This window comes from Synechococcus sp. R55.8 (assembly GCF_047461895.1).
GTDB lineage: Bacteria > Cyanobacteriota > Cyanobacteriia > Thermostichales > Thermostichaceae > Thermostichus.
In genome coordinates this window covers 7904-34793 of sequence record NZ_JANSIB010000014.1, presented here as the reverse complement: position 1 = coordinate 34793, position 26890 = coordinate 7904, and the positions used below count along the sequence as shown (strand labels likewise).

At 59.2% G+C, this 26890-nt stretch carries 30 protein-coding genes; 12 read left to right on the top strand and 18 right to left on the bottom strand.

Annotated elements, in window-relative coordinates; translation table 11 throughout:
• Positions 1 to 13 precede the first annotated feature (13 nt).
• Both NW829_RS02790 and NW829_RS02785 read right to left on the bottom strand, forming a co-directional pair.
• Positions 14 to 478 carry an FKBP-type peptidyl-prolyl cis-trans isomerase gene (locus tag NW829_RS02790; RefSeq protein WP_414416381.1) on the bottom strand — a complete coding sequence of 155 codons (465 nt, stop codon included), beginning with the start codon at positions 476 to 478 and terminating at the stop codon, positions 14 to 16.
• 59 nt (positions 479 to 537) lie between these two features.
• Positions 538 to 1197: a hypothetical protein gene (locus NW829_RS02785; protein ID WP_238376855.1), complete on the bottom strand. Its 660-nt coding sequence runs from the start codon at positions 1195 to 1197 to the stop codon at positions 538 to 540.
• A 97-nt stretch (positions 1198 to 1294) separates the two neighbouring features.
• Between NW829_RS02785 and cobJ the strand changes: the two genes are divergently transcribed.
• Complete coding sequence (cobJ, locus tag NW829_RS02780; protein ID WP_414416380.1) at positions 1295 to 3214, top strand: precorrin-3B C(17)-methyltransferase; 1920 nt, start codon at positions 1295 to 1297, stop codon at positions 3212 to 3214.
• Positions 3215 to 3230: 16 nt separating this feature from the next.
• Here cobJ and modB read toward each other — a convergent pair whose 3' ends face one another.
• Positions 3231 to 5018 (bottom strand): molybdate ABC transporter permease subunit, encoded by a 1788-nt coding sequence (gene modB / locus NW829_RS02775; RefSeq protein ID WP_414416379.1) that lies wholly within the window; start codon positions 5016 to 5018, stop codon positions 3231 to 3233.
• Positions 5019 to 5055: 37 nt separating this feature from the next.
• Positions 5056 to 5817, bottom strand: a complete 762-nt coding sequence (gene modA / locus NW829_RS02770) for a molybdate ABC transporter substrate-binding protein (protein WP_414416378.1) — start codon at positions 5815 to 5817, stop codon at positions 5056 to 5058.
• Between the two features lie 255 nt (positions 5818 to 6072).
• Between modA and NW829_RS02765 the strand changes: the two genes are divergently transcribed.
• Positions 6073 to 6282, top strand: coding sequence for a TOBE domain-containing protein (locus NW829_RS02765; RefSeq protein ID WP_099813094.1), 210 nt, complete (start codon positions 6073 to 6075; stop codon positions 6280 to 6282).
• A gap of 28 nt (positions 6283 to 6310) precedes the next feature.
• Here the strand turns inward: NW829_RS02765 and NW829_RS02760 are convergent, their stop codons facing one another.
• The 14 genes from NW829_RS02760 to NW829_RS02695 form a co-directional block, all read right to left on the bottom strand.
• On the bottom strand, positions 6311 to 7963 hold the full coding sequence (locus NW829_RS02760) for a helix-turn-helix domain-containing protein (protein WP_414416377.1): 1653 nt from the start codon (positions 7961 to 7963) through the stop codon (positions 6311 to 6313).
• 343 nt (positions 7964 to 8306) lie between these two features.
• Positions 8307 to 8564: a hypothetical protein gene (locus NW829_RS02755; protein WP_011430669.1), complete on the bottom strand. Its 258-nt coding sequence runs from the start codon at positions 8562 to 8564 to the stop codon at positions 8307 to 8309.
• Positions 8565 to 8663: 99 nt separating this feature from the next.
• Positions 8664 to 8933, bottom strand: a complete 270-nt coding sequence (locus tag NW829_RS02750; RefSeq protein WP_414390678.1) for a ferrous iron transport protein A — start codon at positions 8931 to 8933, stop codon at positions 8664 to 8666.
• Between the two features lie 137 nt (positions 8934 to 9070).
• A complete protein-coding gene (locus tag NW829_RS02745; protein ID WP_099813376.1) occupies positions 9071 to 9370 on the bottom strand; it encodes a 2Fe-2S iron-sulfur cluster-binding protein in 300 nt (99 codons plus the stop codon).
• Positions 9371 to 9412: 42 nt separating this feature from the next.
• Positions 9413 to 9778 carry a nitrogenase-stabilizing/protective protein NifW gene (gene nifW, locus NW829_RS02740; protein WP_099883832.1) on the bottom strand — a complete coding sequence of 122 codons (366 nt, stop codon included), beginning with the start codon at positions 9776 to 9778 and terminating at the stop codon, positions 9413 to 9415.
• Positions 9775 to 10038 carry a CCE_0567 family metalloprotein gene (locus tag NW829_RS02735; RefSeq protein ID WP_414416376.1) on the bottom strand — a complete coding sequence of 88 codons (264 nt, stop codon included), beginning with the start codon at positions 10036 to 10038 and terminating at the stop codon, positions 9775 to 9777. Before NW829_RS02735 ends, nifW begins: the two co-directional genes overlap by 4 nt.
• Before the next feature lie 66 nt (positions 10039 to 10104).
• Entirely contained in the window at positions 10105 to 10560 is a 456-nt protein-coding gene (locus tag NW829_RS02730; protein WP_011432071.1) for a NifX-associated nitrogen fixation protein, read from the bottom strand.
• A 2-nt stretch (positions 10561 to 10562) separates the two neighbouring features.
• Positions 10563 to 10982 carry a nitrogen fixation protein NifX gene (gene nifX, locus NW829_RS02725; RefSeq protein WP_414412560.1) on the bottom strand — a complete coding sequence of 140 codons (420 nt, stop codon included), beginning with the start codon at positions 10980 to 10982 and terminating at the stop codon, positions 10563 to 10565.
• Between the two features lie 81 nt (positions 10983 to 11063).
• Complete coding sequence (gene nifN, locus NW829_RS02720) at positions 11064 to 12401, bottom strand: nitrogenase iron-molybdenum cofactor biosynthesis protein NifN (RefSeq protein WP_414416375.1); 1338 nt, start codon at positions 12399 to 12401, stop codon at positions 11064 to 11066.
• Positions 12401 to 13795: a nitrogenase iron-molybdenum cofactor biosynthesis protein NifE gene (gene nifE, locus NW829_RS02715; RefSeq protein WP_414416374.1), complete on the bottom strand. Its 1395-nt coding sequence runs from the start codon at positions 13793 to 13795 to the stop codon at positions 12401 to 12403. Before nifE ends, nifN begins: the two co-directional genes overlap by 1 nt.
• Positions 13786 to 14145, bottom strand: a complete 360-nt coding sequence (locus NW829_RS02710; protein ID WP_414416373.1) for a Mo-dependent nitrogenase C-terminal domain-containing protein — start codon at positions 14143 to 14145, stop codon at positions 13786 to 13788. The genes nifE and NW829_RS02710 overlap by 10 nt, the downstream gene beginning before the upstream one ends.
• A gap of 3 nt (positions 14146 to 14148) precedes the next feature.
• Entirely contained in the window at positions 14149 to 14373 is a 225-nt protein-coding gene (locus NW829_RS02705) for a DUF2949 domain-containing protein (RefSeq protein WP_011430659.1), read from the bottom strand.
• A gap of 42 nt (positions 14374 to 14415) precedes the next feature.
• Positions 14416 to 14961, bottom strand: a complete 546-nt coding sequence (locus NW829_RS02700; protein ID WP_011432075.1) for a ferritin-like domain-containing protein — start codon at positions 14959 to 14961, stop codon at positions 14416 to 14418.
• 54 nt (positions 14962 to 15015) lie between these two features.
• Positions 15016 to 15309: an Asr1405/Asl0597 family protein gene (locus NW829_RS02695; protein WP_414416372.1), complete on the bottom strand. Its 294-nt coding sequence runs from the start codon at positions 15307 to 15309 to the stop codon at positions 15016 to 15018.
• A gap of 774 nt (positions 15310 to 16083) precedes the next feature.
• Between NW829_RS02695 and nifB the strand changes: the two genes are divergently transcribed.
• The 10 genes from nifB to nifT all read left to right on the top strand — a co-directional run bounded on the left by nifB (position 16084) and on the right by nifT (position 26397).
• Positions 16084 to 17520, top strand: coding sequence for a nitrogenase cofactor biosynthesis protein NifB (nifB, locus tag NW829_RS02690; protein WP_414416371.1), 1437 nt, complete (start codon positions 16084 to 16086; stop codon positions 17518 to 17520).
• A gap of 23 nt (positions 17521 to 17543) precedes the next feature.
• Positions 17544 to 17837, top strand: a complete 294-nt coding sequence (gene fdxB, locus NW829_RS02685) for a ferredoxin III, nif-specific (RefSeq protein WP_414332069.1) — start codon at positions 17544 to 17546, stop codon at positions 17835 to 17837.
• 39 nt (positions 17838 to 17876) lie between these two features.
• Complete coding sequence (gene nifS / locus NW829_RS02680) at positions 17877 to 19076, top strand: cysteine desulfurase NifS (protein WP_414373896.1); 1200 nt, start codon at positions 17877 to 17879, stop codon at positions 19074 to 19076.
• A 56-nt stretch (positions 19077 to 19132) separates the two neighbouring features.
• Complete coding sequence (nifU, locus tag NW829_RS02675; protein ID WP_414355673.1) at positions 19133 to 20044, top strand: Fe-S cluster assembly protein NifU; 912 nt, start codon at positions 19133 to 19135, stop codon at positions 20042 to 20044.
• A gap of 277 nt (positions 20045 to 20321) precedes the next feature.
• Positions 20322 to 21200 carry a nitrogenase iron protein gene (gene nifH / locus NW829_RS02670; RefSeq protein ID WP_011430651.1) on the top strand — a complete coding sequence of 293 codons (879 nt, stop codon included), beginning with the start codon at positions 20322 to 20324 and terminating at the stop codon, positions 21198 to 21200.
• A 95-nt stretch (positions 21201 to 21295) separates the two neighbouring features.
• Positions 21296 to 22759, top strand: a complete 1464-nt coding sequence (gene nifD, locus NW829_RS02665; RefSeq protein WP_011432082.1) for a nitrogenase molybdenum-iron protein alpha chain — start codon at positions 21296 to 21298, stop codon at positions 22757 to 22759.
• Positions 22760 to 22824: 65 nt separating this feature from the next.
• Positions 22825 to 24360, top strand: a complete 1536-nt coding sequence (gene nifK / locus NW829_RS02660) for a nitrogenase molybdenum-iron protein subunit beta (RefSeq protein ID WP_414416370.1) — start codon at positions 22825 to 22827, stop codon at positions 24358 to 24360.
• A gap of 253 nt (positions 24361 to 24613) precedes the next feature.
• The gene (nifV, locus tag NW829_RS02655; protein ID WP_011432084.1) at positions 24614 to 25801 is read left to right on the top strand and encodes a homocitrate synthase; all 1188 of its coding nucleotides are present in this window, start codon (positions 24614 to 24616) and stop codon (positions 25799 to 25801) included.
• A gap of 135 nt (positions 25802 to 25936) precedes the next feature.
• On the top strand, positions 25937 to 26200 hold the full coding sequence (locus tag NW829_RS02650) for a nitrogen fixation protein NifZ (protein WP_011430646.1): 264 nt from the start codon (positions 25937 to 25939) through the stop codon (positions 26198 to 26200).
• The gene (nifT, locus tag NW829_RS02645) at positions 26197 to 26397 is read left to right on the top strand and encodes a putative nitrogen fixation protein NifT (RefSeq protein WP_011430645.1); all 201 of its coding nucleotides are present in this window, start codon (positions 26197 to 26199) and stop codon (positions 26395 to 26397) included. The genes NW829_RS02650 and nifT overlap by 4 nt, the downstream gene beginning before the upstream one ends.
• The last annotated feature ends 493 nt before the right edge of the window (positions 26398 to 26890 follow it).

The following is a 26890-nucleotide window of genomic DNA, read 5'->3' as shown; positions in this document are numbered from 1 at the left end:
GCAAGATCTGAATCTACTGGATGGCCAGGAGCTCCACTTCAAAATCCAAGGTGGCATTGGGGGGGATCACGCCGCCGGCGCCGCGGCTGCCATAGGCCAACTCCGGCGGAATGCGCAAGTACCGCTTGCCCCCCACTCGCATGGTGGCCAGCCCTTCCTCCCAACCGCGGATGACTTGGCCCACTCCGTAGGTGAAGATAAAAGGCTGATTGCGCCTGTAGGAGCTATCGAAGATGGTGCCATCCTGTAGCTTGCCCACGTAGTTGACCACCACCGTTTGCCCCGGCTGAGGCGAAGGCCCACTGCCTTGAGCAATATCGTAGTATTGCAATCCCGACTCGGTGGTGATGAAGTCCTTGGCTGGGGATTGCACGCTCACCACCGGATTGTCTTTGGCCCGCGATAGAGCTATGGTCGGCTGGCCGCCCCACACCCCAAGCCACAGCAAGCCCAGCACCAACAGCAGCACCCGTTTCATCGTTGGCATCCCCCCGCTGCCGACTTTTGGCTTTCCTTTATCAATCTTAGGGGATCCCGTCAGCCTTTCAGTTCGGCAAATTCGATAATCTGACCCTGGTGATCCCGCACCCAAAAGACGAAGGGCTTCTCGGAGCGAATGCTGTTGCGGATCCCTTGTTTGTTGATTCGCTTCAGAAGGGCCTTAAGGGACTCCCGCTCATAGCTGACATGGCGATAGCGAACGCCGCTGCTGCGGCCCGCTGCCGGTACAGTCCCGTAAGCAGAAGCAGATGAGGAGCTAGGCCTAGAGGCGTTGCCGTAGGAACCGGACCCCGCATAGGGATCTGTAGAGCCAGGGATCACGTGCAATTGAACATTGTCGGAGAGTTGGTACCAAAGTCCGGGGGTATCCAATTGGGTGGGCCCAGAGGTGGGACGGGCTTTGGCATCGAAGCGGGGACTGAGGCCAATATCCCCTGGAAAGTAAGCGGATCCTAGGCTGTAGCCGACCATGCTTTGCTCGTAGCCGTAGTAGTACTGCAGGGGCAGCTCCGCTTCCGGCAGTTTCAACACCTTCTCGTAAAACCCTCTGGCCTGCTCCAAGTCCGGCACGATGATGGTGTGGACGCGGGGAGCGCCGCTTAAGAATGTCCACATGGCCCCCCCATAGGCCGATAGCAGCAAAAACATCAGCCCCTTCGTGGAGAGCAAAACCTCCAGGGGGATTAGGGGCAGCATCAGTCCAGGTGGGATGACCATCGGCACTTGTCCCTTCGCGGGTGGCTCTATGTCCAGTATAGGATCCGGGGAGAATCCTGGCCTTGGCCCACGCTCGATGAAGCTTGCTCTGTTTGCCCCCAGCCCGCGCGCCCGCCGGTTGGCCAACTCTCTGATCCCGCTCTTGGGCAAGGAGGTGAGCTGCTGGAGCAAAGCTGACCCGCAGGGGCTGCCCTCCCCCTGGCAGGCTTACGGGGATCCCAGCCATCCCACAGCGCCAGGCTCCCTAGCAGAAGCCGTTGCCCAAACCTGGCCCCAGGTGCAGGGCTGTCTCTTCATCTTGGCCGCAGGGTCGGTGGTGCGGCTCATTGCCCCTCTCCTGCAGGACAAGCAGCGGGATCCAGCGGTGGTGGTGGTGGACGAAGCCGGTCGCTGGGCTATTAGCCTGTGCGGGGGACATGTGGGGGGGGCCGATGCCCTGGCGCGGCAGGTGGCCGCTACCTTGGGAGCCCAGCCGGTTCTCACCTCTGCTTCCGAGGGGCTGGGGATCCCGCCTTTGGATTTGCTGGGGGATCCCTACGGCTGGCGGCGGGGCGCTGGAGATTGGAACGGGGTGGCAGCCGCCTTGACGCGGGGAGAGCCGGTGGCCGTTCACCAGACCTGCGGCACGCGGCTTTGGCGACAAGCTTGGCCGGCAGATCATCCCCTAGTGGCCTCCTCTCCTCCCCATCCCGTTGCCCAGATCTGGATTGGGGAATACCTCTCCCCTGCCACGGGGATCCCAACCGTGCACTGGCATCCGCGGGTGCTCTGGGTGGGGGTGGGCTGCGAGCGGGGCACCACCCGCGCTTGGCTAGAGGGATCCCTGCGCCGCCTGTTGCAGGCCCAGGGGCTGGCGTTCGAGGCCATTGCCGGCCTGGCCACCCTAGAGCTCAAGCAAGACGAGCCGGGTCTTTTGGAGCTGGCTCAGGCCCACGGCTGGCCCATTGAGTTTTTCCCGGCAGAGGCTTTGGCTGGGATCCCAGTGCCCCACCCTTCGGAGGCCGTTCGGCAGGCGGTGGGCACTCCCTCGGTAGCGGAGGCGGCTGCCCTCTTGGCAGCTCAGACTTGTCAGACTTGGGGAAGAGGTGACAAGGTTCCTGAGAGGCCATCCTGTGTTGCGGAGAAGGTAGAGCCCTTTGGGGGAGCAACCCTCCTCTGCCCCAAGCAGGTCTTCACGTCAGAAACCGAAGGGGCCTGCACCCTGGCCATTGCCCGCGCGGCGCAGGAGTATTCCCCTCGCAGTGGCCATCTGTGGCTTATTGGCACCGGCCCCGGCGATCCCGCTCAATTGACCTTGGCCGCCCGCCTGGCTTTAGCCCAAGCTGAGGTGGTGATTGGCTACCAGCTTTATCTAGACTTGGTGGCCCCCCTTTTGCACCCCGGCCAAATTTGGGAGGCCTCTCCCATTACCCAAGAGCTGCAGCGGGCCAAACAGGCCATCGCTTGGGCGCAGCAGGGGCTGAAGGTGGCGGTGATTTCTTCGGGGGATGCGGGCATTTACGGCATGGCGGGGCTAGTGTTGGAGTGCTTGGCCCGCTCTGGCTGGGATGGGATCCGCCCTTCTCTGGAGGTGCTGCCGGGGATCTCTGCCTTCCAGGCGGCTGCTGCCCGGCTGGGGGCTCCGCTGATGCACGACTTCTGCGCCATTTCCCTCTCGGATCTGCTTACCCCCTGGCCAGTGATTGCAAAACGCCTGCAGGCGGCTGCAGCTGCCGATTTTGTGGTGGCCCTTTACAACCCCCGCTCCCGGCAGCGGGTGGATCCCTTCCTCAAGGCTCTACAGATCTTTCTGCAGGCCCGACCCGCCCATACCCCCGTGGCTTTGGCCCGCAACCTCTACCGCCCCGGCGAAACCCTCCACCTCACCACCCTAGGGGAGCTGGATCCAGAGCAGGTGGACATGCTCACCCTGGTCTTTATCGGCAACTCCCAGACCTTTCGCCATGGGGAGCGGCTGATTACCCCGCGGGGCTACCGCTTGGGCGAGCCCACCTGACTCCTGGGCTCCAGACTCAAAACACCCTCAGATGCCGGGGATCCAACTGTAGCCACCAGGGGGATCCCCAAGTCTCCACCTCGCGCCAGCGCTCCCGCCACACCTCAGCTTGCAGGTGATAGTCCTGGCGGTGGGCAGGAGGACCGCCCAGCCTAAAGAAGAGGGTCAGTCGGTGGGGGGTCTCGCTCCACTTCACCAGCCAAGCCGGAAACGTGTTGGGCAGCTTCCCGTCGGGCCTGAAGGTGAGGTGGTGGGCGCGGATGGCGATGTATTCTCCCGCTGGGGATCCCTGTACCTGCAGCTCACAGCCCCAATCCAAGGCCAGCACCCGTTGAGGGCCCAGGAGCTTGGCCCGCGAGATGTTTTTGCAACCCGTCAGTTGCGCCACACTAAGGCAGGGGGGAGCCTCAAATAGCTGACGCTTGTCCCCCTGGGCAATGATTCGCCCCTGCTCCATTACAGCCAGATCCCCGCAGAGGCGGAAGGCTTCCTCAATGTTGTGGGTTACCAAAAGCGTGACTCCCTTGTAGCCCGCTAGGATTTCCCCCATCTCCTGCTCCAGTTGGCTGCGCAGGTGGGCATCCAAAGCAGAAAAAGGCTCATCCAGCAGCAAGATCTCCGGCTCAGAAGCCAAGGCTCGCGCCAGGGCCACCCGCTGCTGCTGTCCTCCGGAGAGCTCCGTGGGATAGCGGTTTTCCCAGCCCTTCAGCTTGACCAACCGCAGCTGGGCCTGGATCCGCTCTTGTTTTTCCGCTTCGCTCAAGCCCGCAGGGATCCCAAAAGCGATGTTCTGGGCGACGGTGAGATGGGGAAACAGAGCGTAGTTCTGGAAGATCACCCCCACCCGCCGCTGAGCCGGAGGCAGCCGGATCCCCTGTTCGGCGTCAAACAACGCCCGCTCGTTGAGCAAAATGCGCCCACCATCCGGGGTTTCGATCCCGGCAATGCAGCGCAAAAGTAGGCTTTTGCCGGATCCAGAGGCCCCCAGCAGTCCTAATGGCCGCCCGTCGCAGCTCAGTTGCGCCTGCAGCTCAAACTGGGGCAGCTTCTTGTCAATGTCCACCCAGAGGCGAGGGGCCGGAGTTGAGAAATCCGGATCCCTTCTGGTGAGAACCTGTAGAGGACGAGAGGGAGGTCGCTGCCAGGGCTGTCGCTGAAACCAAAGGTTAACTGCCGTCATCACCCCCAAGGACAACCCCAAGACCAGGGCCGAGCTGATGGCCGCCCCCCGCATATCCCCCGCCTGAACGGCAAAGAAGATGGCCATGGACAGGGTTTGCGTGCGGCCTGGGATGTTGCCTGCCAGCATCAAGGTGGCGCCAAACTCCCCCAGAGCGCGAGCAAAACTGAGGGTAACCCCCGCTAGGATCCCCGGCAAGGCCAGTGGGATCAGCACCCGCGTAAAAATCTTGGCCCTACTTGCTCCCAGGGTGCGGGCTGCCGCCACCAGCGTCGGGTCGATCTGCTGGAAAGCTCCCAAGGCCGTGCGGTACATCAGGGGCAGGGCCACCACCGCTGCCGTGATCACCCCGGCATACCAGGTGAAGATGACCGACAAGTTCAGCGAGGCCAAAAGTTGTCCCAGAAGGGTTCGCCGGCCAAACAGCAGCAGCAACAGGAAGCCCACCATGGTGGGCGGCAACACCAGCGGCGCCAACAAGAGGGCCTCGATGAGAGAGCGCCAGCGACCTCGGTAGTGCAACATCCCGTAAGCCGCCAGCGTCCCCACCCCAAAGGTGATAGCTGTGGCCAAGCCGGCAATCCGTAGGGAGATCCAAAGCGGGGATAGGTCGTAGTCGCTCATTTGGAGTAACTCATCCGCGCCATTGCAGAGGGATCCCTCACAGGCGGATAAAGCCGTACTTCACAAACACCTCTGCTGCTTCTTCTGAGGTTAAAAACTCCAAGTAAGACTGTCCGGCGGGAGTATCGCGCACCAATGCCACCGGGTAGATAATTGGCGTAATGGGATCCGCCGTAGCCACTACTCGCACCCGATTTGAAAGCTGAGCATCCGAGGTAAACAGGATCCCAGCGTCAGCATTGCCCTGTTCTACCGCCGTTAAGATTTCCCGCACCGTGCTGGCAAACACCATCTTGGGCCGCAGCGTCTCAAACACCCCCGCCTCGGTGAGAATTTCCTGGGCATAGCGTCCGGCGGGCATGGCCTGCAGATCCCCAATGGACAGAACCCGGATCTCTTCCGCCACCAAGTCGGCAAAATCCTGAACCTTGGTTCTGGCATTGGCAGGCACAATTAAAGCCATGCGGTTGCTGAGAAGATCTCGCCGGGATCCCTCCACCAGCAGGTTTTGCTTGGCAAGGGCGTCCATAAAAGAGGCGGCTGCGAAAAATACCACGTCCAAAGGAGCCCCCTGCTCCACCTGTTGCTGGAGAGAGCCGGAATTGGCGAAGTTGTACTCAACCTTGATGTCGGGATAGCGGGCGGTGAACAACCGGTCGATTTCCGTTAAAGCCGGTTGCAAGCTCACCGCAGCCCCCACCAAAATGGGCTGAGATTGCGCCAAGCCGGGAGCCGACCCCCACCTCAAAGCCAGAGCGGCTAGGATCCCCAGGAATAACATTGCAGTTCTTCGTTTCATAGCCATTCTTCTTTGACCCGTGACGACTTTCAGAACAGGAAAATCCACCAATCGCTCGGTACTTTGACCATTAGAGGTTGCAGTTTGTATCTTCAGGATACATAATCTAGACTATTGGCAGCCCTTCCTCCCCAGAGGCAACGATAAGCATCTGATAGTATTGAAACCGGTGTTGAATGACCATCCGGCAAGCTCCTCTCTTGTTCAGTTCGGTCAACACCCCTGTTGCTCTGCTTGTTCAACAAAGGAGAAGTCATGCAAATCAGCACTCGCAACTTGTTTAAAGGAACTGTAAAAAGTGTCCAGGTGGGCATGGTCAATGCCGAAATTGTTCTGGAAGTTGCACCAGGCATAGAAATAACAGCCATTATTTCTAAGCACTCTGCCGAACGGTTGGGCATAGCAGTTGGGAAAGAAGCGTATGCTGCCATCAAAGCCTCGGATGTGGTCATCGCCGTGGATTAGTGGTGGATTAGCAAATTGAGTGACTGGCCTAGACTTGCTGTTGCCTGGGATCCAAATACAGGGCTTTGATAAGGCGCTGGCGATCGTTTAGGCTGATCTGAAGCCGCCCATTCTCTACATCCCGCACCCAGCTCTGGCTGCGCCCCAGCCTCTGGGCCAATTCCCGCTGGCTGATTCCCTTTTGCTGGCGTGCCGCCGAGATATCCGCTCCACGCAAAGCTTTGCTTGAGGGGAAGTCTTTTGGGTTTTCGGGAGGGCCAGGGAGATCCGAGTCTGTTGCAACAGGCGCAGACTTTGCCCTACGCTGCCGCCGAGATCCCGATTCTCGGGTCGGGGATCTGGCTTCTTGAACTGCTTGACGATGCCAGTCGGAGGGCAGATGAAATCGTTGAATGCGAGCCTGCATCAAGAGTCCCCACTTGCCCCGCGGCCCGGCAGCCGTCAGCAAGCCACCGTTGTTGGCATCTTCAATCCAAAAGTTCAATGCCTCGTCCGCATCCTCGGGCACAGCTTCCAGGCGAGCCCACAGGGGTTGAATGGAAGAAGGATAGGTGAGGGGATCGAACTCCGGCTTGAGGCCGTAGTGGTTGAGAACCTCCAGATCGCTTTCAAAGGTGCGCACCAGCCGTTTGCGTTCTTGGAGATTGAGATAAGCTTCCTGCAGTCGCTCTTCCCCGTAGGCCACTCGCATCAGGGTGGGCACCGTCAGACGCTGTTGCCGCCCCATCCTCACTTTGAACAACAGCCACAGCAGCAGGCGCATGGCTCCTTCATGGTGTTGCCAATGGCTCATCACGGCCTGCAGCAGGGATAGGGGCAGGCTGCTGTACTGATAAAAGGCTTGCCCCTGGCGGCACCCTTGTCGATTGAGAAAGTACCGTGTCCATTCGCCGGGCTGAATCGCCCAAGTCAGGCCCACCAGATGGTTGCAGCCCTGCTCATCTTTTTGAAAGTGGCGATGCATCTTGAGCAGCCTCCACAGAGGGCCAGCCGGTACCGAAAACCCCTTCACCCGCCCCTGATCCGGCCAATCGATGGAGACTTGAATCCGACAGAGCTGCTCTATCCAGGTCATGAACAGGTGGAGACGGGTCATCTTGCTCAGATCTTTACGTTTATCCCAGCCCAAATAGGACTCCAATTGTGAGTCGGTGAAAACAAAGGATTCCTTCCAGGGGCTATCCAACCCGGCGGCATAGGCAGCAAAAATAAGATGCAAACAGGCAGTTCGCACATCGATCGGAGCACTTTGTGGGATCCCGTCCAAACATAGAGTTAGGGTCAGAGATCCCTGGTTGTGGCCAACAGATTTCTGATAGCAAACCTGGTTATCTCCCTGCTTTTGCAGATTGAGAGATTGAAATTGAGATAGGAAATTGCAAGCTTCCCAGACCACAATTGACGAAGCAAAAGCCTGGCTATGGCCGTTCAAAAATAGAGGTGGACTGCTGCGAATGCGGGCCGTGACCGTGCGGTTGCGCCCCTTCATGGCTTCATAAGGCTGCGGGGCAGAACCGGGACACAGGCTAACGCACTGAGGTTCTGGGAAGAAACCTTCGCAGTCGTTGCACAACAGAGGATTAATCCAGTATTCCCCATCCTGGACAACGATAGCTTTTGTAGGACAGCTATCTACGCAAGCGTGGCAACCGATACAATCCCCTGAGATTTGATAAGCCATAGCCCTCAAACTCCATAACGTTTCCCTGTAGCTCTCCCTCGTTCACACCTGCTATCGCATCTGCAAAACCCTAAACCCGGCCATGGAGACCTTCCTCGCAAAGCCGTGGCAGCCCGGCGAGAGACCTTAGTTTAAGGTCTGTTTCCTAAGCTCAATTCGTGAACTGGATTGAACGATACCTCAAAAGATCCCCGGCAGGCCAGGGAGATTTGGTCTAGGGTGAACCTTCTGGAAAGCTTTGTTTTCTCTTAACTTCTAATGTTTGCAGTGAACTTTTGAGATGGCTTTGCAGGCTACTCCTCCCCCCTTGAGAGCCTTTTAGGGATCCGAACTGCAGCAAGTGTCAGGCAAAACGCTCAATAACCAAGCCGACACAAGGTCGTCCGCCCACCCAATACGCCGATTCATCGGCCAGGTTGTGGCTTGGCTCCAGATGCCAACCCAAGGGATTGGGTTCTAGCTCCAGCGCCCGCACGATTTCCTCTGGGCTTAGTCCTGTGCAGAGTTGGATGTGTTGCAACTTGGGGAAAGGCTTTTCCACAAGGCTAAGCTCTTCAGCAGCTTTAAGGATGGAGCCCAGGTGTAGCAAACAGGTGTTCATGGCTTTGCTCCCAAATCAAGATAGGTTATGAAGAGATGAGCTTCCCTTACTTTGAGTGTCCCTCATTACAGGTTAAAAATTGGGTAAATAGACTACATTTTAGAAGGCTCTTGGCAAATTTAAGATTGTTTTCTTATTCGGTTCTTGGGGAGGCGCTAGGGTGCAACGGGGATCCATGTAAACCCAGATGGGTTTAGCTAAATGAGCAGGAAGGGAAAGTTGGCCACTGGGTAGGAGTAGGATCCACTCAGGGTGACGTTGGATAACCTGGAGATAGGTACCTGGAGTGAGACCCATTTGCTGCAATTGGGCGCAAGCAGCTTCGGATCCGCGCAGTTGGTAGATGCGACCTTCTTCTCCAACCTTCATGAGTTGGAGAGGAGATATGGTTATTGAGATCTTAGGGACGGTGGGCGGTGCCAACATATAGGGATCCCTAATTCTAGAAAAAAATAGAAAAAAGGCTGCTTAAGCCTATCGGCGAGCAACTGGAGAGCAGCCGTCTATCAAACCAAGTAAGCTTCCTGGTGAGTGCGAATCGTACAATTGGAGCGAGGTTTAGCCACGCAGAGCAGCACAAATCCTTTGGCTATTTGCTCCTCATCCAGAAAGGTTTGCTCCGATTGATCGACTTCTCCTTCTACCACTTTGGCCACGCAAGAGGAACAACTACCGGAGCGGCAGGAAGAGGGCAAATCCACATCTTGATCCTCAGCCGCTTCTAGGATGGTCGAATCTTCATCTACTGAGATATAGGTGTCGAGCCGTCGTTTTGGGTTAACCAAGTGAACTGTGTAGGTAGCCATGATGAGATCTCCAGAGAGTTGACGAGGGGTAAACAAGGGAGCTTAGGCAGGGATCCCAGGGCTGCATTCGCCCCGCTCTCCCGAAGAGCTGCAGCCGGCACAGCCGCCAACGGGATCCGGACAACCATAGTCTTGAAAGACTCGGAAGAGCTTCTCCTGCTGCGGGGTAGAAGTGAGAAAGGTTTGATACGCTTTTTCCAGCGCTTGCCGGGCTTGCTCCAGCCATTCTTCTTCGCTGCCCTGGAAGTGCTCCAGAGGAGCCAGATACTGAGCGAATTTGCGTAGGATATGCAAGCGATTTACATTGACCACCCGCGGATCGTAGGGGAGCTCGAAAAAAGCGAAATAATCCTCGGCATTGACTAGGGCTTGGAAGTCTTTCCAACGGCGGTTGCGGTTCCAACTCATCGGCAGGTCTCCAGGGTTTTCAAGCGTTGTCTGAGGGTGTGCAGCCGGGCAAACAGGGCATAGGTGCGGGCTGCCAAGTCGGGGAGTCGCTCGAACCCGTCGGGTAGCCCCTCGGCCAGATCGTGCAGATCCATTTTCAGTTGGCCTGCTTTGCTGTTTAGGCGTTTGATCTCGCTGCGGAGCTGGTCGGCAGACAGGTGTTCGAAGGGCTCGAAATCCAGGTCGTTCACAACATTCTCAACGTCACTCTCATTCAACATGGGCAAGGCACTCCTAATTGCTGAAGAAAAAGAAGAAAAAATGGCTGCCGGGACGGAGACAAGCGGCTACAGTCGGCCCACCTCAGGGTAGGTTCGGGCCAGTTGGATCCCTTTGTCGATAAGGGCAGTGGCTTTTTCGCTGAGCTGTTCGAGGGAGTCAAAGCCAAAGCGATGGGCATCCCGCAGGGTGTTGACCACCAACAACAACCGCCCTGAGAAGACCAGCACCCAACCAAAGCCTTCGCTGTTGAGATCCAGCACCACCTGAGCTAGGAGGCCCGTTTCCTTTTCAATCAGGGCGGCAATGGCGCGGTAGTAGATGAGAATGCGGCTCCGCACCCCGGGATCCACCTCCCCTTCGAGGGATATCTGGCGTTTTTGGGCTTTGGTGACGACAAAGGGCTTGAGCAGCAACTCATCACTCCAGGCGCGGTAGGTGCCGTAGGGATCCGCCGCCCGCATCTGGCGAACGATCTCTTGCAAGATGGGGCTGGTCGAGGGGGAAAGAGGGGTAACCGTCATGGCTAAACCTCCGCAGGGGAAGTAGAGGGATTTGGGGCTTCGGCTTTGCGGGCGCGCTCGGCCAAGAGCACTTTGCGCAGCCAGGGGGGAGGGTTGTGCAGGGTGGATACCAGGCGCTGCAGCAAGCTCTCGATGGGTTCTTCTTCCGACTGCACTTTGATGGGGGTGATGCGGCGGTTGATCAGGCGGGCAGCGGCACTGCTGCCAATGGCAGCCACGTAGATGAGGGTGACATCGGCCAAAGCCTGCAGCTTGGGCACCAGCTTGTCCTCGTTGCCGTCTGCCTCCAAGTTGCCCCCAAAGGTAAGGGTTTTGCAGAAGCGGTAGCCTTCGGGGGTGACTTCGTAGATGTCAATCTGGTTGGCCCAACCAAAGTGGGCGTTGACGTGCTTGCCGTCGCGGGTTGTAAAGGCCACTTGCATGAGGGTTCTCCTTAGAAACGTGAACTTGAGGGTTTGGGGGAGCTAGGGGCACTTGGGCTGCCCTTCGAAGCTCTGGATCCCTTAGAATCCCTGCCTAGAAACCTGGGGTGGGCTGGGGTGACGGGCTTCCTCCTGCTCCATCAGCAGGTTGCCGACGGCAAACAGTTGGGATAGGGTGCCGCGATAGCCCACCTGACAGATGTGGTTGGCCCCCAGCCGGTCGAAGATAGGGATCCCCATTCGATGCACTGGGATCCCCAGCCGCTTGCCTAGGCGCGCCGCGTGGGAGTTGCCCACCAGCAGGTCGGCCCCGGGTGCCAGCTCCTCCAGATCCCCCAGATCCCCCACCCGCACCGCCTCAATGGGAAGGGTGCTCAAGTGGGGATCCGGTGTGGGGCTGATGGCCGCTTGGATCTGGCAGCCCATATCCAGCAGCCAGTCCACCCACCCCCAGAGCAGATCGGCTTCCAGGGCCAGGGCAATCCGCTGGTTGCCGAAGAAAAAGTGGCAGTCCAGGAGGGCATCCTGGACTTGGCTGCGCTGGCGGCGGTAGCGCAGGGGCACCGGCTGTTGGCTGTAGTCGGCCAAGGTTGCCAAAAAGGGATCCACAGCCTTGAGGCCGGTTAGGTGGGGAAAAGCCCGATAGGGGGTGCCGAAACGCTGGGCCAGGATCTGAGCGGCAGGGCGCATGCTCTCGCCGACAGCTATGGTGAGGCCGGAACGCCCGAGCTGGCGCAATTGCTCAAGGGTGGTGCCGCCGTCTGGGGTCGCCCTAAAGCCGGTGCCCAAGTGGCCATCTAGGGAGCCTGAGAGATCCGGCACCAAGATTGGCTCCAGGCCAAAAGCTTCCACCATTTCCTTGATCTCCTGGGCATCGGCGGGGGTGAGGGCAGGCCCGCACAGCACCGTTACCTGGGCAGGGCGGACGGATCCCGACGGCGATTCCGGCAGGGTGCTGACCAAGCTGTTGACGGCGATGGCATAGCCGTCCTGCAGGGATCCCTTAAAGTCAGGCGTGGAGGCCAAGACGATGGGCAGATCCTGCAATTGCGGCTGGCGTCGGCGCAGCTCCCGCAGGATGCGCGGCATATCGTCCCCGCGGGTTTCCGTGAGGCCGGTAGTGAGGAGGCCGATTAGCTCCGGCTGGGCCTTCTCCACCAAGGTGAGGATGGCAGCTTCGACATTCTCCTCCCCCCCCAAGATGGTGTCCACTTCGGACATGGCAGTGGTGGACATGGGAATGGCCTCGCGGAAATGACGTACCAGCAGCGCTTTGGCAAAGGCCGTACAGCCTTGGGAACCGTGGAAGAGCGGCAGACAGCCCTTGATCCCCAGAAAGGCCAGGGCCGCTCCCAGCGGAGCGCTGAGTTTGAGGGGGTTGACGCTGAGAGGCTTGCGTTCTTGGATGAGCTGGGCCATCATCCCACCTCCTCTTCGGCTGGAGTCTCCCAGGGGGCAGGCCGTCGCAACTGCTCCCAGATGGGGCTGTGGAGGGCGGCATCGATCTCCCGCGCCAAGTTCACCAGGCCGCGATAGCCGGCATAAGCGTGGTGCCGCTCCTGGTTGATGTCCAGAAAGGGGATGCGGGCCTTGAGGGCGGTGTACTGGTTGCGTCCGCCGGCGATGAGCAAGTCCGCTTTCGTGCGCTCCACCACCTTGAGCAGCTCTTGAGGGCTGCCCTTGTCCAAGAGAATGCCATCCTGGCCGAGCAGCTCGCGGATGCGGGCTTTGTCTTCTTCGGTGCTTTTGCGGGTGCTGGTGGCCGTTACCTGCATCCCCAGATCTCGGGCAGCAGAGATGATCGACCAACTTTTCACGCCGCCGGTATAAAGGACAACTCGTTTGCCCGCCAGCCGCTGCCGGTAGGGGGCCAAAGCCGCCTCAGCGGCGCGAGTTTCTCGCTCGATGAGGGCCTCGGTACGCTCCTGCAGTTGCGGATCCTTCAGCCCTTGGGCAATGGCCCTTAGGCAGTGGTTCATCTCCTGCAGCCCGTAAAAGGAAGCCTCGATGTAGGGGATCCCGTAGCGCTCCTGCATCTTGCGGCCCACATTGAGCAGGGCTTTGGCGCAGATGAGGACGTTCAGCTTGGCCCGGTGGGCAGTACAGATCTCGTGGTAGCGGCCATCGCCGGTGATCTTGGCCAAGATGCGGATCCCCAGCTCGTCAAACAGAGGCAAGACATCCCACAGCTCGCCGGCAATGTTGTACTCGCCGATGAGGTTAATGTCGCGGGGAGTGGTGTACTCCGGGGAGGCGGTGCCGATAACATAGTCCAGCAGGGCTTCTCCGGCCAGACGGTTGCCTAGGTTTTTGCTGCCCACAAAGCCGGGCGCATTCACCGGAATGACCGGGATCCCAAGCTGGCGGCTGGCCCGCTGACACACGGCCTCCACATCGTCGCCAATGAGGGCAGTTACACAAGTGAGATAGACAAAAATGGCGGCAGGCTGGTATTTGGCCTGCAAGTCAAGGATGGCCTGGAACAGCTTTTCCTCCCCCCCGAAGATGATCTCGTTCTCGCTCAGATCGGTGGTGAAGCCCACCCGATAAAGCTGGGGGCCAGAAGAGAGGCTGCCCCGCGTCCCCCAAGAGTTGCCGCTGCAGGCGATTGGCCCATGTACTAGATGGGCGGCATCGGCGATCGGCACCAGGGCAATCGAAGCCCCGTCAAAGGCACAGCCTCCCTGCGCTCCTCCTGGCTTGGCTTGCTCGGCACAGACTTTGTTTTTGCCTTTGCCGTCTTTCTTGTGGTTGTGCTCGCAGGCGGTCTCGTTGAGCAGCTCCGCCACTTTGGTTCGGCTGATCATGGGCATGATGGGATCTCCTGAGAAGAGGGGGGCTGGGGTTGAACCGCAGCTTCGGCCAGATAAGCCGCCGCCCGTAGCCGCAGGGCGATGATCTCCTCGTAGAGGGGGTTGATGCGACAGAGGGCCGGAATGTGGACGGTGCGGGATCCCAGTCGGATATCCCGCTCAAAGGGACAGGAAGCCGGGATCAAACGACAAATCCAACGGGCCTGCCGGGATCCGCGAATTTCAATGCTGTTGAGCCAGCGGCGTGGCCACTTCAGGGCGGATCTGAAAATTGAGTTCAAAACCAGGCCGAGCCATCCCAAAGGGTTGCCGACTCTGGGAAAGGGAAGAGAAGGGTAGGGATAAGTCATGGCTTAAACCTCCGAATGGGTAGAATTGGTAACAAGAGGAGGGGGAGCACACCATTCAAAAATCTGCTCCAGTTGCTCCAAGGAAATCAGCCCGTAATGCCAAAGAATCATGGGCAAAGGGCCCTGTTCACACCCATGCCGTTTCAGGGCGAAGGTGAGGGCGGATTCCGGGATCCCAAGCTCAACTTGCAAAAACTGCAGCAGCGGCGCCCGATCGGGGGTAAGCATGGCAGAGTCTCCCAAAACGAGGGGTGGGCGTAGATGGGCAAGCTAGGATGGGGACAAGCCCAAAACCAAGCTGTCGGCAGCCAGAAAGTGGGCCAGGTGAAAGGCCCGTTCTTCCGTCCGCAGCAAAATCTGCTCGTAGAGGTGACGGGTGGCGCGATCCCCAACACTTTCCGCCAGAGCCGCCTGGCGACGCAGCAGATCGATTAGGCTTTGCTCGGCCCGCAAATCCGCTTCCAGCATGGGCCGCACAGCCAACGCATCGTCCCCTTCTGGGCTGAAGCAGCACAGCTCCGCCAGCTTGGCAAAGCTGGAGGCCGGGATCCCACCCAGGCCGTTCAGGCGCTCCCCCACCTCATGGGCGTGGTTCTGAACTTCCTGTAGACTTTCGTTGAAAAATTGGTGAATTGAGTAGAACTCTGCTCCTTCGACAACCAGATGGTGCTTCAGATACTGCAAATACAGCCCCTGAAGACTGGCCCAAGCCAGGTTGAGGCCCTCGCAGATGGGAACCGTGATCTCCCGTCCCAGGTGAACGGGGTTGTCTCGGACTTGTTGGAAGGAGCGAGTTGAGGGGGATGGAGTGGTCATTGGCGCTACCAAAACGAGGTGAACAGGAGAAGCAAGAAGGCAAACGGCAGAGGTTCAGGGGTGGTCATCCCCTCCTGCAGATCTCTCAGGGGGATCCCAGGTCTGGAGAGACCAGCAGCGATCCAACCAACTCAGCCAGCCAGAGCGGTCAAGGGCGAAAAGGCGGAGCACACTGTGGACGAGGAGGGCTTCGGTGGGGGTGCGAATCATCACCCACAGTTGGCCGGTCGGGGTACAGCCACAGGTCAAATCCAGCTCCTGCAGACGGTAGAGAATCCGCCAGCGATCGCAACGGGGCACCTGCAGCACTTCAGCCGTTTTCGGTGGGGGAGAAACAAGGGGGGACATAAGCTCACCGGTTGGGAAGCAGGGGGCGAGTCTCAACAGAGGGGCAGAACCGTTGGGGTTCTGTTCCCCCGCTTATATCCCCCGCTTATAGCAAGCGGCTGCGGTGGCTCAGGCTTGGCAGCGGGCGATCAGGATTGATTGAGTTATTGCCGATGTACTCAAACCCTGGAAGCTTGGCCCAGAGGGCAAAAAAAGTTTTTCTGAGGGCAGGGGGTTGAGTCTTTTGCCCGCAGGGATCCGGTATTTTTGGGGAAGGGTATGGGTATTTGAGCGAGTACATCCCCCCTGTCACAACAAGAAAGTCCGACGGCCTGCCGCCGCAATAGTCTTCACTTCCTTGGCGAGGACTTTGCCCCAGGGGGATCTTTCCTCAAACTCAAACGGCTATTTTCAATACACTTTTGGGCTGATACGATATTAAATCGTAGCAATTGATGCAAAACGCAGCCGAGGCTGCGGCGCTTGAGTGCATCTGAGCAGATTTTTAGTATTTCTTAAGCATTGCCCCAAGCCCTTGTCGAATCAGGGATTCCGGGGATCCTCCCCACAGCCGGATCCCCCGCCCCTTTGGGTCAAAATACGGCATCCCCGGCCTTGAAAAACCAGACCCTCGACCCCTAAAAAAAGTTGGATTCGGCCTGCCATCGGGCTTTGCAGGTCTTGAGTACAAAGCCAATAAACTCGATCAGTTCTACCGGTGCTGAGTGCAACGGAGCAGCCAGAGGGCAGTTGATATAACCGCCAGTAACGTTCTATCCCCTGGTTGACCCCGCCATGCTGCCCCTTTCAACTCCGCCCCGCCAGGGATCCCCTTCCCCATCGGCCTGCGCTTGCAGCAGCAGCCCCCGCCAGGCCCTCCCCCCTCATCTGCAGCAGCGCATCGCCACCCATCCCTGCTACAGCGAAGCAGCTCACCATCACTACGCCCGCATGCACGTGGCGGTAGCCCCCGCCTGCAACATCCAGTGCAACTACTGCAACCGCAAGTTCGACTGTGCCAACGAGAGCCGGCCCGGTGTGGTCAGCGAGCTGCTTACCCCGGCGGAAGCCGCCCACAAAGTGCTGGTGATTGCCGGCAAGATCCCGCAACTGACGGTGGTGGGCATTGCTGGGCCTGGGGATCCCTTGGCCAACCCCAAGCAAACCTTCGAGACCTTTGCCCGCATCGCCGAGAAAGCTCCGGATCTCAAGCTTTGCCTTTCCACCAACGGCCTGATGTTGCCGGACTACATCGACGAGATCAAACGGCTGAACATCGACCACGTCACCCTGACCATCAACATGGTGGATCCAGAGATCGGAGCCAGGATCTACCCCTGGATCCGCTGGCGACGCAAGCGCATTCGAGGGGTGGAGGCAGCCCGCATCCTGCACGAACGGCAGATGGAAAGCCTGGATCTGCTGCGGGAGGCAGACATCCTCTGCAAAGTCAACTCCGTTCTCATTCCCGGCATCAACGACACCCACCTCTTGGAAGTGAACCGGGTGATCCAGGAGAAAGGGGCTTTCTTGCACAACATCATGCCCCTGATCTCGGCGCCTGAACACGGCACCTACTTCGGCCTTATCGGCCAGCGGGGCCCCACCCCTCAGGAGTTGAAAGCCCTGCAAGATCGGTGCTCCGGCAACATGCGGATGATGCGCCACTGTCGCCAGTGTCGGGCGGACGCGGTGGGCCTTCTGGGGGAAGACCGCAGCCAAGAGTTCACCAAGGAGCGCTTTATGCAGATGACCCCCGAGTACGACCCCGAAAAACGCCGCCAGGTACAGGCAAGCATTGCCCAACTGCAAGCTCAGCAGCAGGCAGCCCCGACCCACTGGACAGCCGACCTGCCTCCCGACAGCCCCTCCATCCTGGTGGCCGTAGCCAGCAAAGGCGGCGGCCTGGTCAATCGCCACTTCGGCCATGCACGGGAGTTTTTGATCTACGAGGTCAACGCCCGTGGGGCGCAGTTTGTCGGCCACCGCAAGGTTCCGCAGTACTGCCACGGGGGATCCGGCGAGGACAACAACCTAGAGCAAATTCTGGATCTCATCCGGGATTGCCGAGCTGTATTGGTCTCCAAGATCGGCGATTGCCCCATGAAGCGCATCCGCGAGGCCGGCATCGAAGTGGTGGAAGACTACGACCTCATCGAAACGGTGGCCCTCAAGTTTTACCGCACCTGGTTGGTCAACCAGACCTTGGACAGCAAATCTCCCCGATCCTAAAAATCTCGCTTTGGAGCTTGGCTATGGCTACTGTAACTGCTCTCACCAAAGGCGGACTGCCCTGGATCCCACAGTTTATCGAAAGCCTGGATATCACCCGCTGCCTCGGCTGTAGCCGTTGCCTCAAGGTCTGTGGCCGGGGTGTGTTCGCCCTCAGAGCCCTCAACGAAGACGGCGAGTTTGTCGACAACGAAGAGGAAGAAGAAAGTGAGCGCAAAGTGATGACCATCCTCAATGCCGCCCTCTGCATCGGCTGTCAGGCTTGCGCTCGCATTTGCCCAAAGCAGTGCCATTCCCACGCTCCGCAAGCCGTTTAACGTTGCCCAACCCCTACCTTGTATCGATTCGGAGCCTGTATGAACCCCGTGATCTACCTGGACAACAACGCCACCACCGCCGTGGATCCCCTGGTTCTGGAGGCGATGCTGCCCTATTTGCAGACCTTCTACGGCAACCCCTCCTCGATGCACAGTTTTGGCGGCCAGGTGGGGCGTGCCCTCAACCAAGCCCGCGAACAGGTGGCAGCCCTTCTGGGAGCCGACCCGACGGAGATTGTCTTCACCAGTGGCGGCACCGAAGGCAACACCACGGCCATTTATGCAGCCTTGGCAGCCCAACCCCAGAAGCGCCACATCATCACCACGCAGGTAGAGCACGCCTCGGTGCTCAACGTCTGCAAGCACCTGGAAAAACAAGGCTACCGCGTCACCTACCTCTCGGTGGATGAGCAAGGCTGCCTGGACTTGCTGGAGTTGGAAGCAGCCCTGACCGGCGATACTGCCCTGGTGAGCTGCATGGCCGCCAACAACGAGACGGGCGTGCTTTTCCCCATCGAGGCGGTGGGATCCCTGGCTCGCAGCTATGGGGCTGTTGTCCATGTGGACGCAGTACAGGCGGTGGGCAAGATCCCTCTCGATCTGCAGCGCCTGCCGGTGGATCTCCTCACCCTTTCCGGGCACAAGCTGCATGCCCCCAAGGGGATCGGCGCTCTCTATGTGCGGCGGGGCTTGCGCTTCCGTCCGTTGCTGCTGGGAGGGCATCAGGAGCGAGGCCGCCGCGCCGGGACGGAAAATGTGCCGGGCATCATCGCTCTGGGCAAAGCGGCTGAGCTGGCCCAAGCCCACCTCGGGGATCCCCATGAGCGGCTGCTGCGGGATCGCTTGGAGCAGGGCTTGCTACAGCGGATCCCGGATGTCCAGGTTAACGGCCACCCCACTCAGCGGCTGCCCAACACCACCAACTTGGGCTTCAAGTTCGTGGAAGGGGAAGCGATCCTCTTCTGGCTGAACAAATACGGCATCTGCGCCTCCTCCGGCTCCGCCTGCACTTCCGGATCCCTGGAGCCCTCCCATGTGCTGCGGGCCATGGGCCTGCCCTACACCGTTTTGCACGGCTCAATCCGCTTCAGCCTCTCTCGCTTTACCCAGCCGGCAGAGGTGGAGCGGGTGCTGGAGGTTTTGCCGGGGATCATCGAGCATTTGCGGGCCATCTCCCCCTTCAGCCACGAGGCGGAAGACTGGCTGCAACAGCAGGAGCGGGAACTGGCTCGCCGCTGACCCCCCTCAAACTCATCTTCCCTCGACCGTTCGCATCCTCAACTCAGGATCCAGCCATGTGGGACTACAGCGAAAAAGTTTTGGAACTCTTCTACCACCCCAAAAACCAAGGGGCGATGGATCCCAGCTCCGAGCCTGGTGTTCGGGTGGTGGTGGGAGAAGTGGGCAGCATCACCTGTGGCGATGCCCTGCGGCTCTACTTAAAGGTGGACGAGGCCAGCGAGCGCATCTTGGCTGCCAGCTTCCAAACCTTCGGCTGCACCAGCGCCATTGCCTCTTCCTCGGCCCTGACGGAGCTAATCACCGGCCTCACTCTGGATGAAGCCCTGCGGATTGACAACCGCCAAATCGCTGACTACCTAGGCGGCCTGCCCCCCGCCAAGATGCACTGCTCGGTGATGGGGCAAGAGGCTCTGGAGGCAGCCATCTACAGCTATCGCGGCCTTCCTCTGCCTGACCACACGGATGATGACAGCGCTTTGGTCTGCTCCTGCTTTGGCGTCAGCGAGCAAAAGATCCGCCGCTTGATCCGGGAAAACCACCTCACCTCCGCTGAGGAAGTAACAGCCTACAGCAAAGCGGGTGGTGGCTGTGGTTCCTGCCTGGCCCAGATTGAAGACCTGATCGCCGCCGTTCTGGCCGAGACTGACGCAACCCCTTCAGAAGATTCAAGAAATTCAAAAGGGAACTCCCAAAACCAGACAGAGCCCTCTCCCGCTGCTCCCTCTCCCCTCACCACCTTGCAAAAGATCGCCCGCATTCAGGCCGTCCTGGAGGAGGAAGTTCGCCCGCTGCTGTTGGCCGATGGCGGCGATGTGGAGCTGTACGACCTGGAAGGGGATCAGGTGTGGGTACGCCTCAAGGGATCCTGCACCACCTGCCCCAGCCAGCAAAACACGCTGCGGTTGCTCATCGAAACCCGCCTGCAAGAACAGGTGTGGCCCACCTTAACCGTGCATGCCCTCTAGTTCCCCATTCTCGATAAGCCTGAGAGCCCTATGATCTGCCCCACTGTTACTCCCCGTCGCTTCCCCCATCTCCTGCCTCGATTCGGGAGAGCCCCACCGTTCAACCGGTTTGCTTTTGGATTCCAAGGGATCCAAGGCTGCCTTCCCGCGAGCTGAAATCCTTTGCAGTAAGGATCCCGTCTCGCTAATGCGACCAGTTGCGCCCATTGGCAAGAGATTTCTAACCCTTAAGTCGCCCCCAAGTCTTTCCTCAAGTCTTCATTAGGAGAACTGAACCATGAGACAAATTGCATTCTACGGCAAAGGCGGTATCGGCAAATCCACCACCTGTCAGAATACCGTTGCCGGTATGGCCGAATTGGGACAGCGGATCATGATCGTCGGCTGCGACCCGAAAGCCGATTCCACCCGCCTCATGTTGCACTGCAAAGCCCAGACCACCGTCCTTCACCTGGCGGCTGAGCGGGGATCCGTAGAAGACGTGGAGCTGGAAGAGGTGGTGCTCACCGGCTACAGAGGGGTGCGCTGCGTGGAATCCGGTGGCCCCGAGCCTGGTGTTGGCTGTGCCGGACGAGGCATCATCACCGCCATCAATTTCTTGGAAGAAAACGGTGCCTACGAGGATCTGGACTTTGTCTGCTACGACGTGCTGGGGGACGTGGTCTGCGGCGGTTTTGCCATGCCCATTCGGGAGGGCAAGGCCCAAGAGATCTACATTGTTTGCTCCGGCGAAATGATGGCCATGTATGCGGCCAACAACATCGCCCGCGGCGTGCTGAAATACGCCTACTCTGGCGGCGTGCGCTTGGGTGGCTTGATCTGCAATAGCCGCAAAGTGGATCGCGAGATCGAGCTGATCGAAGCTCTGGCCGAAAAGCTGAACACCAAAATGCTGCATTTCATCCCCCGCGACAACGTGGTTCAGCACGCGGAATTGCGCCGCATGACGGTGATCGAGTACTCCCCCGACTGCAACCAAGCTGACGAGTATCGGGCCTTGGCCAAAAAAATCATCAACAACACGGATCTGAGGATCCCCACCCCCATCTCTATGGATGAGCTGGAGCAGTTGTTGATAGAGTTCGGCGTTTTGGACGACGACCAGAAAATCGCCCACCTCATCGGCAAAACCGAAAAAGAGCTGGCCCCTGTCTGATCCCCGAAAAGACGGGCTGGGGGTAGCTGGTTTCCTCCCTCAGCCCCCCTTCGCACTGTGGCTTTTATCCATGACACCCAATAGCTGAGGTTCTCATGACTACTCTGAAAAGTACCCTCAAAGAGGAAACCCGGAAAATCGTAACGGAGGTTCTGGAAACCTACCCCGAAAAAGCTCAGAAAAAGAGAGCTAAGCACCTCAACGTCTATGACGAGGGCAAAGCAGATTGCGGAGTAAAGTCCAACATCAAGTCGATCCCCGGCGTCATGACCACCCGCGGCTGTGCTTACGCCGGTTCCAAAGGAGTGGTGTGGGGGCCGGTCAAAGACATGATCCACCTCAGCCACGGCCCCGTGGGCTGCGGCTACTACTCCTGGTCGGGACGGCGCAATTACTACGTGGGAATCACCGGGGTGAACACCTTCGGCACCATGCAGTTCACCTCTGATTTCCAGGAGCGGGATGTGGTGTTTGGGGGGGACAAAAAACTGGCCAAACTCTTGGTGGAAGCCAGCGAACTCTTCCCCTTGGCCAAAGGCATTACCATCCAGTCCGAATGCCCCGTTGGCCTAATTGGGGATGACATCGAGGCGGTGGCCAAGAGAGTTTCCAAAGAAATTGGCAAGCCGGTGGTACCGGTGCGCTGCGAAGGCTTTCGGGGGGTCTCCCAGTCCCTGGGCCACCACATCGCCAACGATACGGTGCGGGACTGGGTTCTGCCCATTGCCGACAAGAAAGCCAAGGAGGGATCCCTCAACTTTGAGCCCGGCCCTTATGATGTGGCCCTGATTGGGGACTACAACATCGGCGGCGACGCCTGGTCTTCCCGGATTTTGCTGGAAGAGATGGGCCTGCGGGTGGTGACCCAGTTCTCCGGCGATGGCACCTGGAACGAGATGCTGCTTGCCCCTCGGGTGAAGCTGAATCTCATCCACTGCTACCGCTCCATGAACTACATCTGCCGCCACATGGAGGAAGCCTACGGGATCCCCTGGCTGGAGTTCAATTTCTTTGGCCCTACCCAAATTGCCAAGTCGCTGCGGGCCATCGCCCAGCGGTTCGACGAGACCATTCAGGCCAAGGCGGAGCAGGTGATCGCCAAGTACAAGCCCCAGAGCGAGGCCATCATTGCCAAGTACCGTCCCCGCCTGGAGGGCAAGCGGGTGATGCTGATGGTGGGCGGACTGCGGCCCCGCCACGTCATCCCGGCCTTCCGGGAGCTGGGCATGGAGGTGATTGCCACCGGCTACGAATTCGGCCACGGCGACGACTACAAGCGCACCACCCAGTACATCGACGACGGCACCCTCATCTACGATGACGTGTCCGGCTACGAGTTTGAAGAATTTGCCAAGAGGTTGAAGCCAGATCTCATCGCCTCCGGCATCAAGGAGAAGTACGTCTTTCAAAAGATGGCTTTGCCCTTCCGCCAGATGCACTCTTGGGACTACTCCGGCCCCTACCACGGCTACGACGGCTTTGCCGTGTTCGCTCGCGATATGGATTTGGCTTTGAATAGCCCCACCTGGGATCTGGTCAAAGCCCCCTGGAAGTCTTAGCTTGCCGCCGGGATCCCAGACGCCAACGGCCCTTCCTTCCCCTGCCCCTCATTAGGAGACCGACCATGCCGCAAGATATCCAAGACATCAAAGATCACGCCCGCCTGTTTCAAGATCCGGAATATCAGGCGCTTCTGCAGTGCAAGCAAACCTTTGAAGATCTCCCTTCCCCGGAAGAAGTGGCCCGGGTGGCCGAATGGACAAAATCTTGGGAATACCGGGAGAAAAACTTTCAACGGGAGGCCCTGACGGTAAACCCCGCCAAAGCCTGCCAACCCTTGGGGGCCATCTTCGCCGCTGTCGGCTTCGAGGGAACTTTGCCCTTCGTCCATGGATCCCAGGGGTGCGTGGCCTATTTTCGCACCCATCTCACCCGCCACTTTAAGGAGCCCTTTTCGGCGGTCTCCACCTCGATGACGGAAGATGCGGCGGTGTTTGGCGGCCTCAAAAACCTAATCGAGGGACTGGAAAATGCCTACGCCCTCTACAAGCCCAAGATGATCGCCGTGTGCACCACCTGCATGGCGGAGGTGATCGGGGATGACCTGGGAGCCTTCATCACCACGGCCAGAAATGAGGGAGTTATTCCCCACAACTTCCCGGTGCCCTATGCCCACACGCCAAGCTTTGTGGGATCCCACATCACCGGCTACGACAACATGCTCAAGAGCATTCTCAGCACCCTCACCGAGCCGGTGGGCCGCACGGGTAGCAATGGCCACATCAACGTCATCCCCGGTTTCGATACCTACATGGGCAACTTGCGGGAGATCAAGCGCATCTTCGGCTTATTTGGGATCCCGCTGACCCTGCTGGCGGACAACTCCGACTATTTGGATTCGCCCAACGACGGCACTTTCCACATGTATCCCGGAGGAACCCCTTTGGAGGCGGCTGCCCAATGCCTCAACGCCGAGGCTACTTTTTCCTTCCAGCGCTACACCACGCCCAAGACCCTGGAGTTTCTAGCAGAGGCCTCGGGTCGGCCCACCCTGACGGCGCGGCCAGTGGGTATTCGGGGCACGGATGAGTTTTTGATGCAGCTATCCCAGTTAACGGGCAAGCCCATTCCCGCCGAGCTGGAGATCGAGCGGGGCCGGGCGGTGGATGCTTTCACGGACTCCCAAGCCTGGATCCACGGCAAGCGGGTAGCCCTGTATGGGGATCCGGATCTGGTGATGGGCTTGCTCAGCCTGTTGCTGGAGCTGGGAGCGGAGCCGATCCATGTGGTGGTGACCAACAGCAACGAGGAGTTCGAAGCCGAGGCGCGGGCACTGCTGGCCTCCAGTCCCTATGGACAGGGGGCAACCGTCTGGGGGGGCAAGGATCTCTGGCATCTGCGCTCTCTGATGTTCACCGAGCCGGTGGATCTGCTGATCGGCAATTCCTACGGCAAATACCTGTGGCGGGATACGGGCACGCCTTTGGTGCGCATCGGCTACCCCATCTTCGACCGCCACCACCTGCACCGCTACCCCACCTATGGCTATGTGGGGGCGCTCAACCTCCTTAACTGGCTGGTCAACACCCTTCTGGATGAGGCAGATCGGCGCAGCATCATCCCCGGCAAAACCGACATCTCCTTCGACTTAATTCGTTGATGGCCAGAGCAGCGGGATCCCAAAGGCCGGACTTTGTCGGACTTTGTCAAGGATCCCCTGCTCCAAAGACTCCACCCCGCTGAGAGGAACAGCCAAGCCTTACAGGAATCTGATGAATTCTGCGGCAACTTGGTTGAGCTTTCTACCCTGGACATGATTGCCCTGACGCAACCGGGGTCCCGCTAGCGGTGCGGAGCACCATCGACGGTTACCGATTGCCTAGGCGGGCCGTAGGTCTTGGAGGATGGATCCCATGAATTCCTCTATCACCATCAACGACACCACCCTACGCGATGGGGAGCAAGCGGCAGGGGTAGCCTTCCAAATCCCCGAGAAAATCTCCATTGCTGCCCTCTTGGATGCCATTGGCGTGCCCGAGATCGAGGTGGGGATCCCGGCCATGGGCGCCGTGGAAACGGAAGCCATTCGCGCCATGCTCAGCCTGGGGCTGCGGGCCCACCTGCTGGGGTGGAACCGGGCTGTGCCCAGCGATATCCTCGCCTCTATTCGTTGCGGCCTCAAGCGGATCCACATCTCCGTGCCGGTCTCGGATCGGCAAATCGCTGCCAAGTTCCAAGGGGATCGCCCTCGGCTGCTGCGACAGTTGCGCCAATGCGTGGAGATGGCCTTGGAGCAAGGGCTGTGGGTCTCGGTGGGGGCAGAAGATGCCAGCCGCACCCCCCTGGAGCAGGTGATCGAGTTGGCCCAAATGGCCCAAAGCTGGGGCTGTCGGCGCTTCCGCTACTGCGATACGGTGGGCGTTTTGGATCCTTTTAGCACCTACAAGCAGATTCGCCGTCTGGTGCGGGCCATCGATATCCCTGTGGAGATGCATACCCACGACGACCTGGGCATGGCCACTGCCAATGCCTTAGCCGGGATCCGCGCCGGCGCTCAGTCGGTGAACACCACCGTCAACGGCCTGGGGGAACGAGCCGGCAACGCCCCCCTGGAAGAGGTGGTGATGGCTCTGCGCTGCACCTTGGGGATCGATGTTGGGGTGGATACCCGCCGTTTGCGGGAGCTGTCTCAACAGGTGGCGCGGGCCAGCGGTGCTCCCCTACCTCCCTGGAAGGCCATCGTCGGTGACAACGCCTTTGCCCACGAGTCGGGCATTCATGCGGCGGGAGTGCTGCGGGATCCCCAGACCTATGAGCCTTTCCCGCCAGAGGCGGTAGGCAGCCAGCGGCGGCTGGTGTTGGGCAAACACTCCGGCAGGCATTTGCTGCTCCAGATCCTCAAGGAACAGGGGATCCCTGTCGAGCAGATCCCACCTGGCCAACTGGAAAAGCTCCTGGAACAGGTGCGGCAGCACGTCACCCACTGCAAGCATCCGATCCCACCGGCGGAACTGGCCCGTTATTGCCGCGCAACGCTGACGCAATGGGCGCAACACACTCCAGAACCCATCCCAGAGGAGAGCCATCCCGATGTTGTCTAACCGCTTGTCCGGAAAGGAAACTTCCAAATCTCAGGCCATTTTGGCAGCCGTGTCTCGACGGGCGCGCCAAGTAGGCCGCAGCCTAACCCGCCAAGAGCTTTGTCAGGTGTTGGCAGAAATCACAGGAGGTACCCCATGAGCGACGAACTGGAGCTGGATCGCCCTCCCCAATTTGAGCTGGGCGACAAAGTCCGCATCCGTAAGGTCATCCGCAACGATGGCACCTTCTTCGGCCAGCCGGTGGGGAAAATCTTGGCCGTTCCGGGCGACGAAGGTTACGTGATTTCCATTGGCACCTTTCTACAACGGTTTTACGTCTATGCCGTCCACTGCTTGGCCAAAGGCTTGGTGGTGGGGTGCCGTGCCCAAGAGCTGGAACTTGTGGAGAAAGGGCTATGAAAGTCATCCTGCACGAAAGTGCCTACGGGCATTTGATGGTCTACGTTCCCAAAAAAGATCTGGAAGAATCGGTTGTGGCCACCCGTTCAGAGGCCGGGGAAACCATTTTCACCTTGAGCAACGGTTGGGAATTGTCCATCCCGGAGCTGCCGGAGCCTTTGTCTCTGCCCAAGACAGTAGAGGCCAAACGCCTCTAGCCAACGGTTGGCTGAACAATTCAAGCAATTCTATTCCTATCGGCTCATCCTCGAAAGGGCTGAGAGAATGGGTTGAACTCAGCTGTGACATACTCCCATCGCTGACCCTACAGGTACAGCGTGGGCTTCGCGCTTCATCGGGGAGCCTTCGCAAGAACCCTCCACGCGCAGACACGGAATGCCCTACCGCGTAGTTGTACCAGATTCCGGCAACGCCGTTTTGTACAACTACCCCCATCATACACCATGTGGGGGTATCTGTATCCCGACACTGATGCTACGGTTACAGTGCGGGGCTTAGCTACCCCACGCCCCCACAAGCTAACAAGCTCCAAATACCCATGAAAAGGGTTGGATCCCCCATTACTTTGTATAGACAACCAGCCTATGGAGGGAGATGGCTTTTTATCCTCCTGGGGCTCCTGGTTCTTCTTTGCCTGGGAACCGTCTATTCCTGGAGCATTTTCCGCAAGCCTCTGGAAACAGAGCTGGG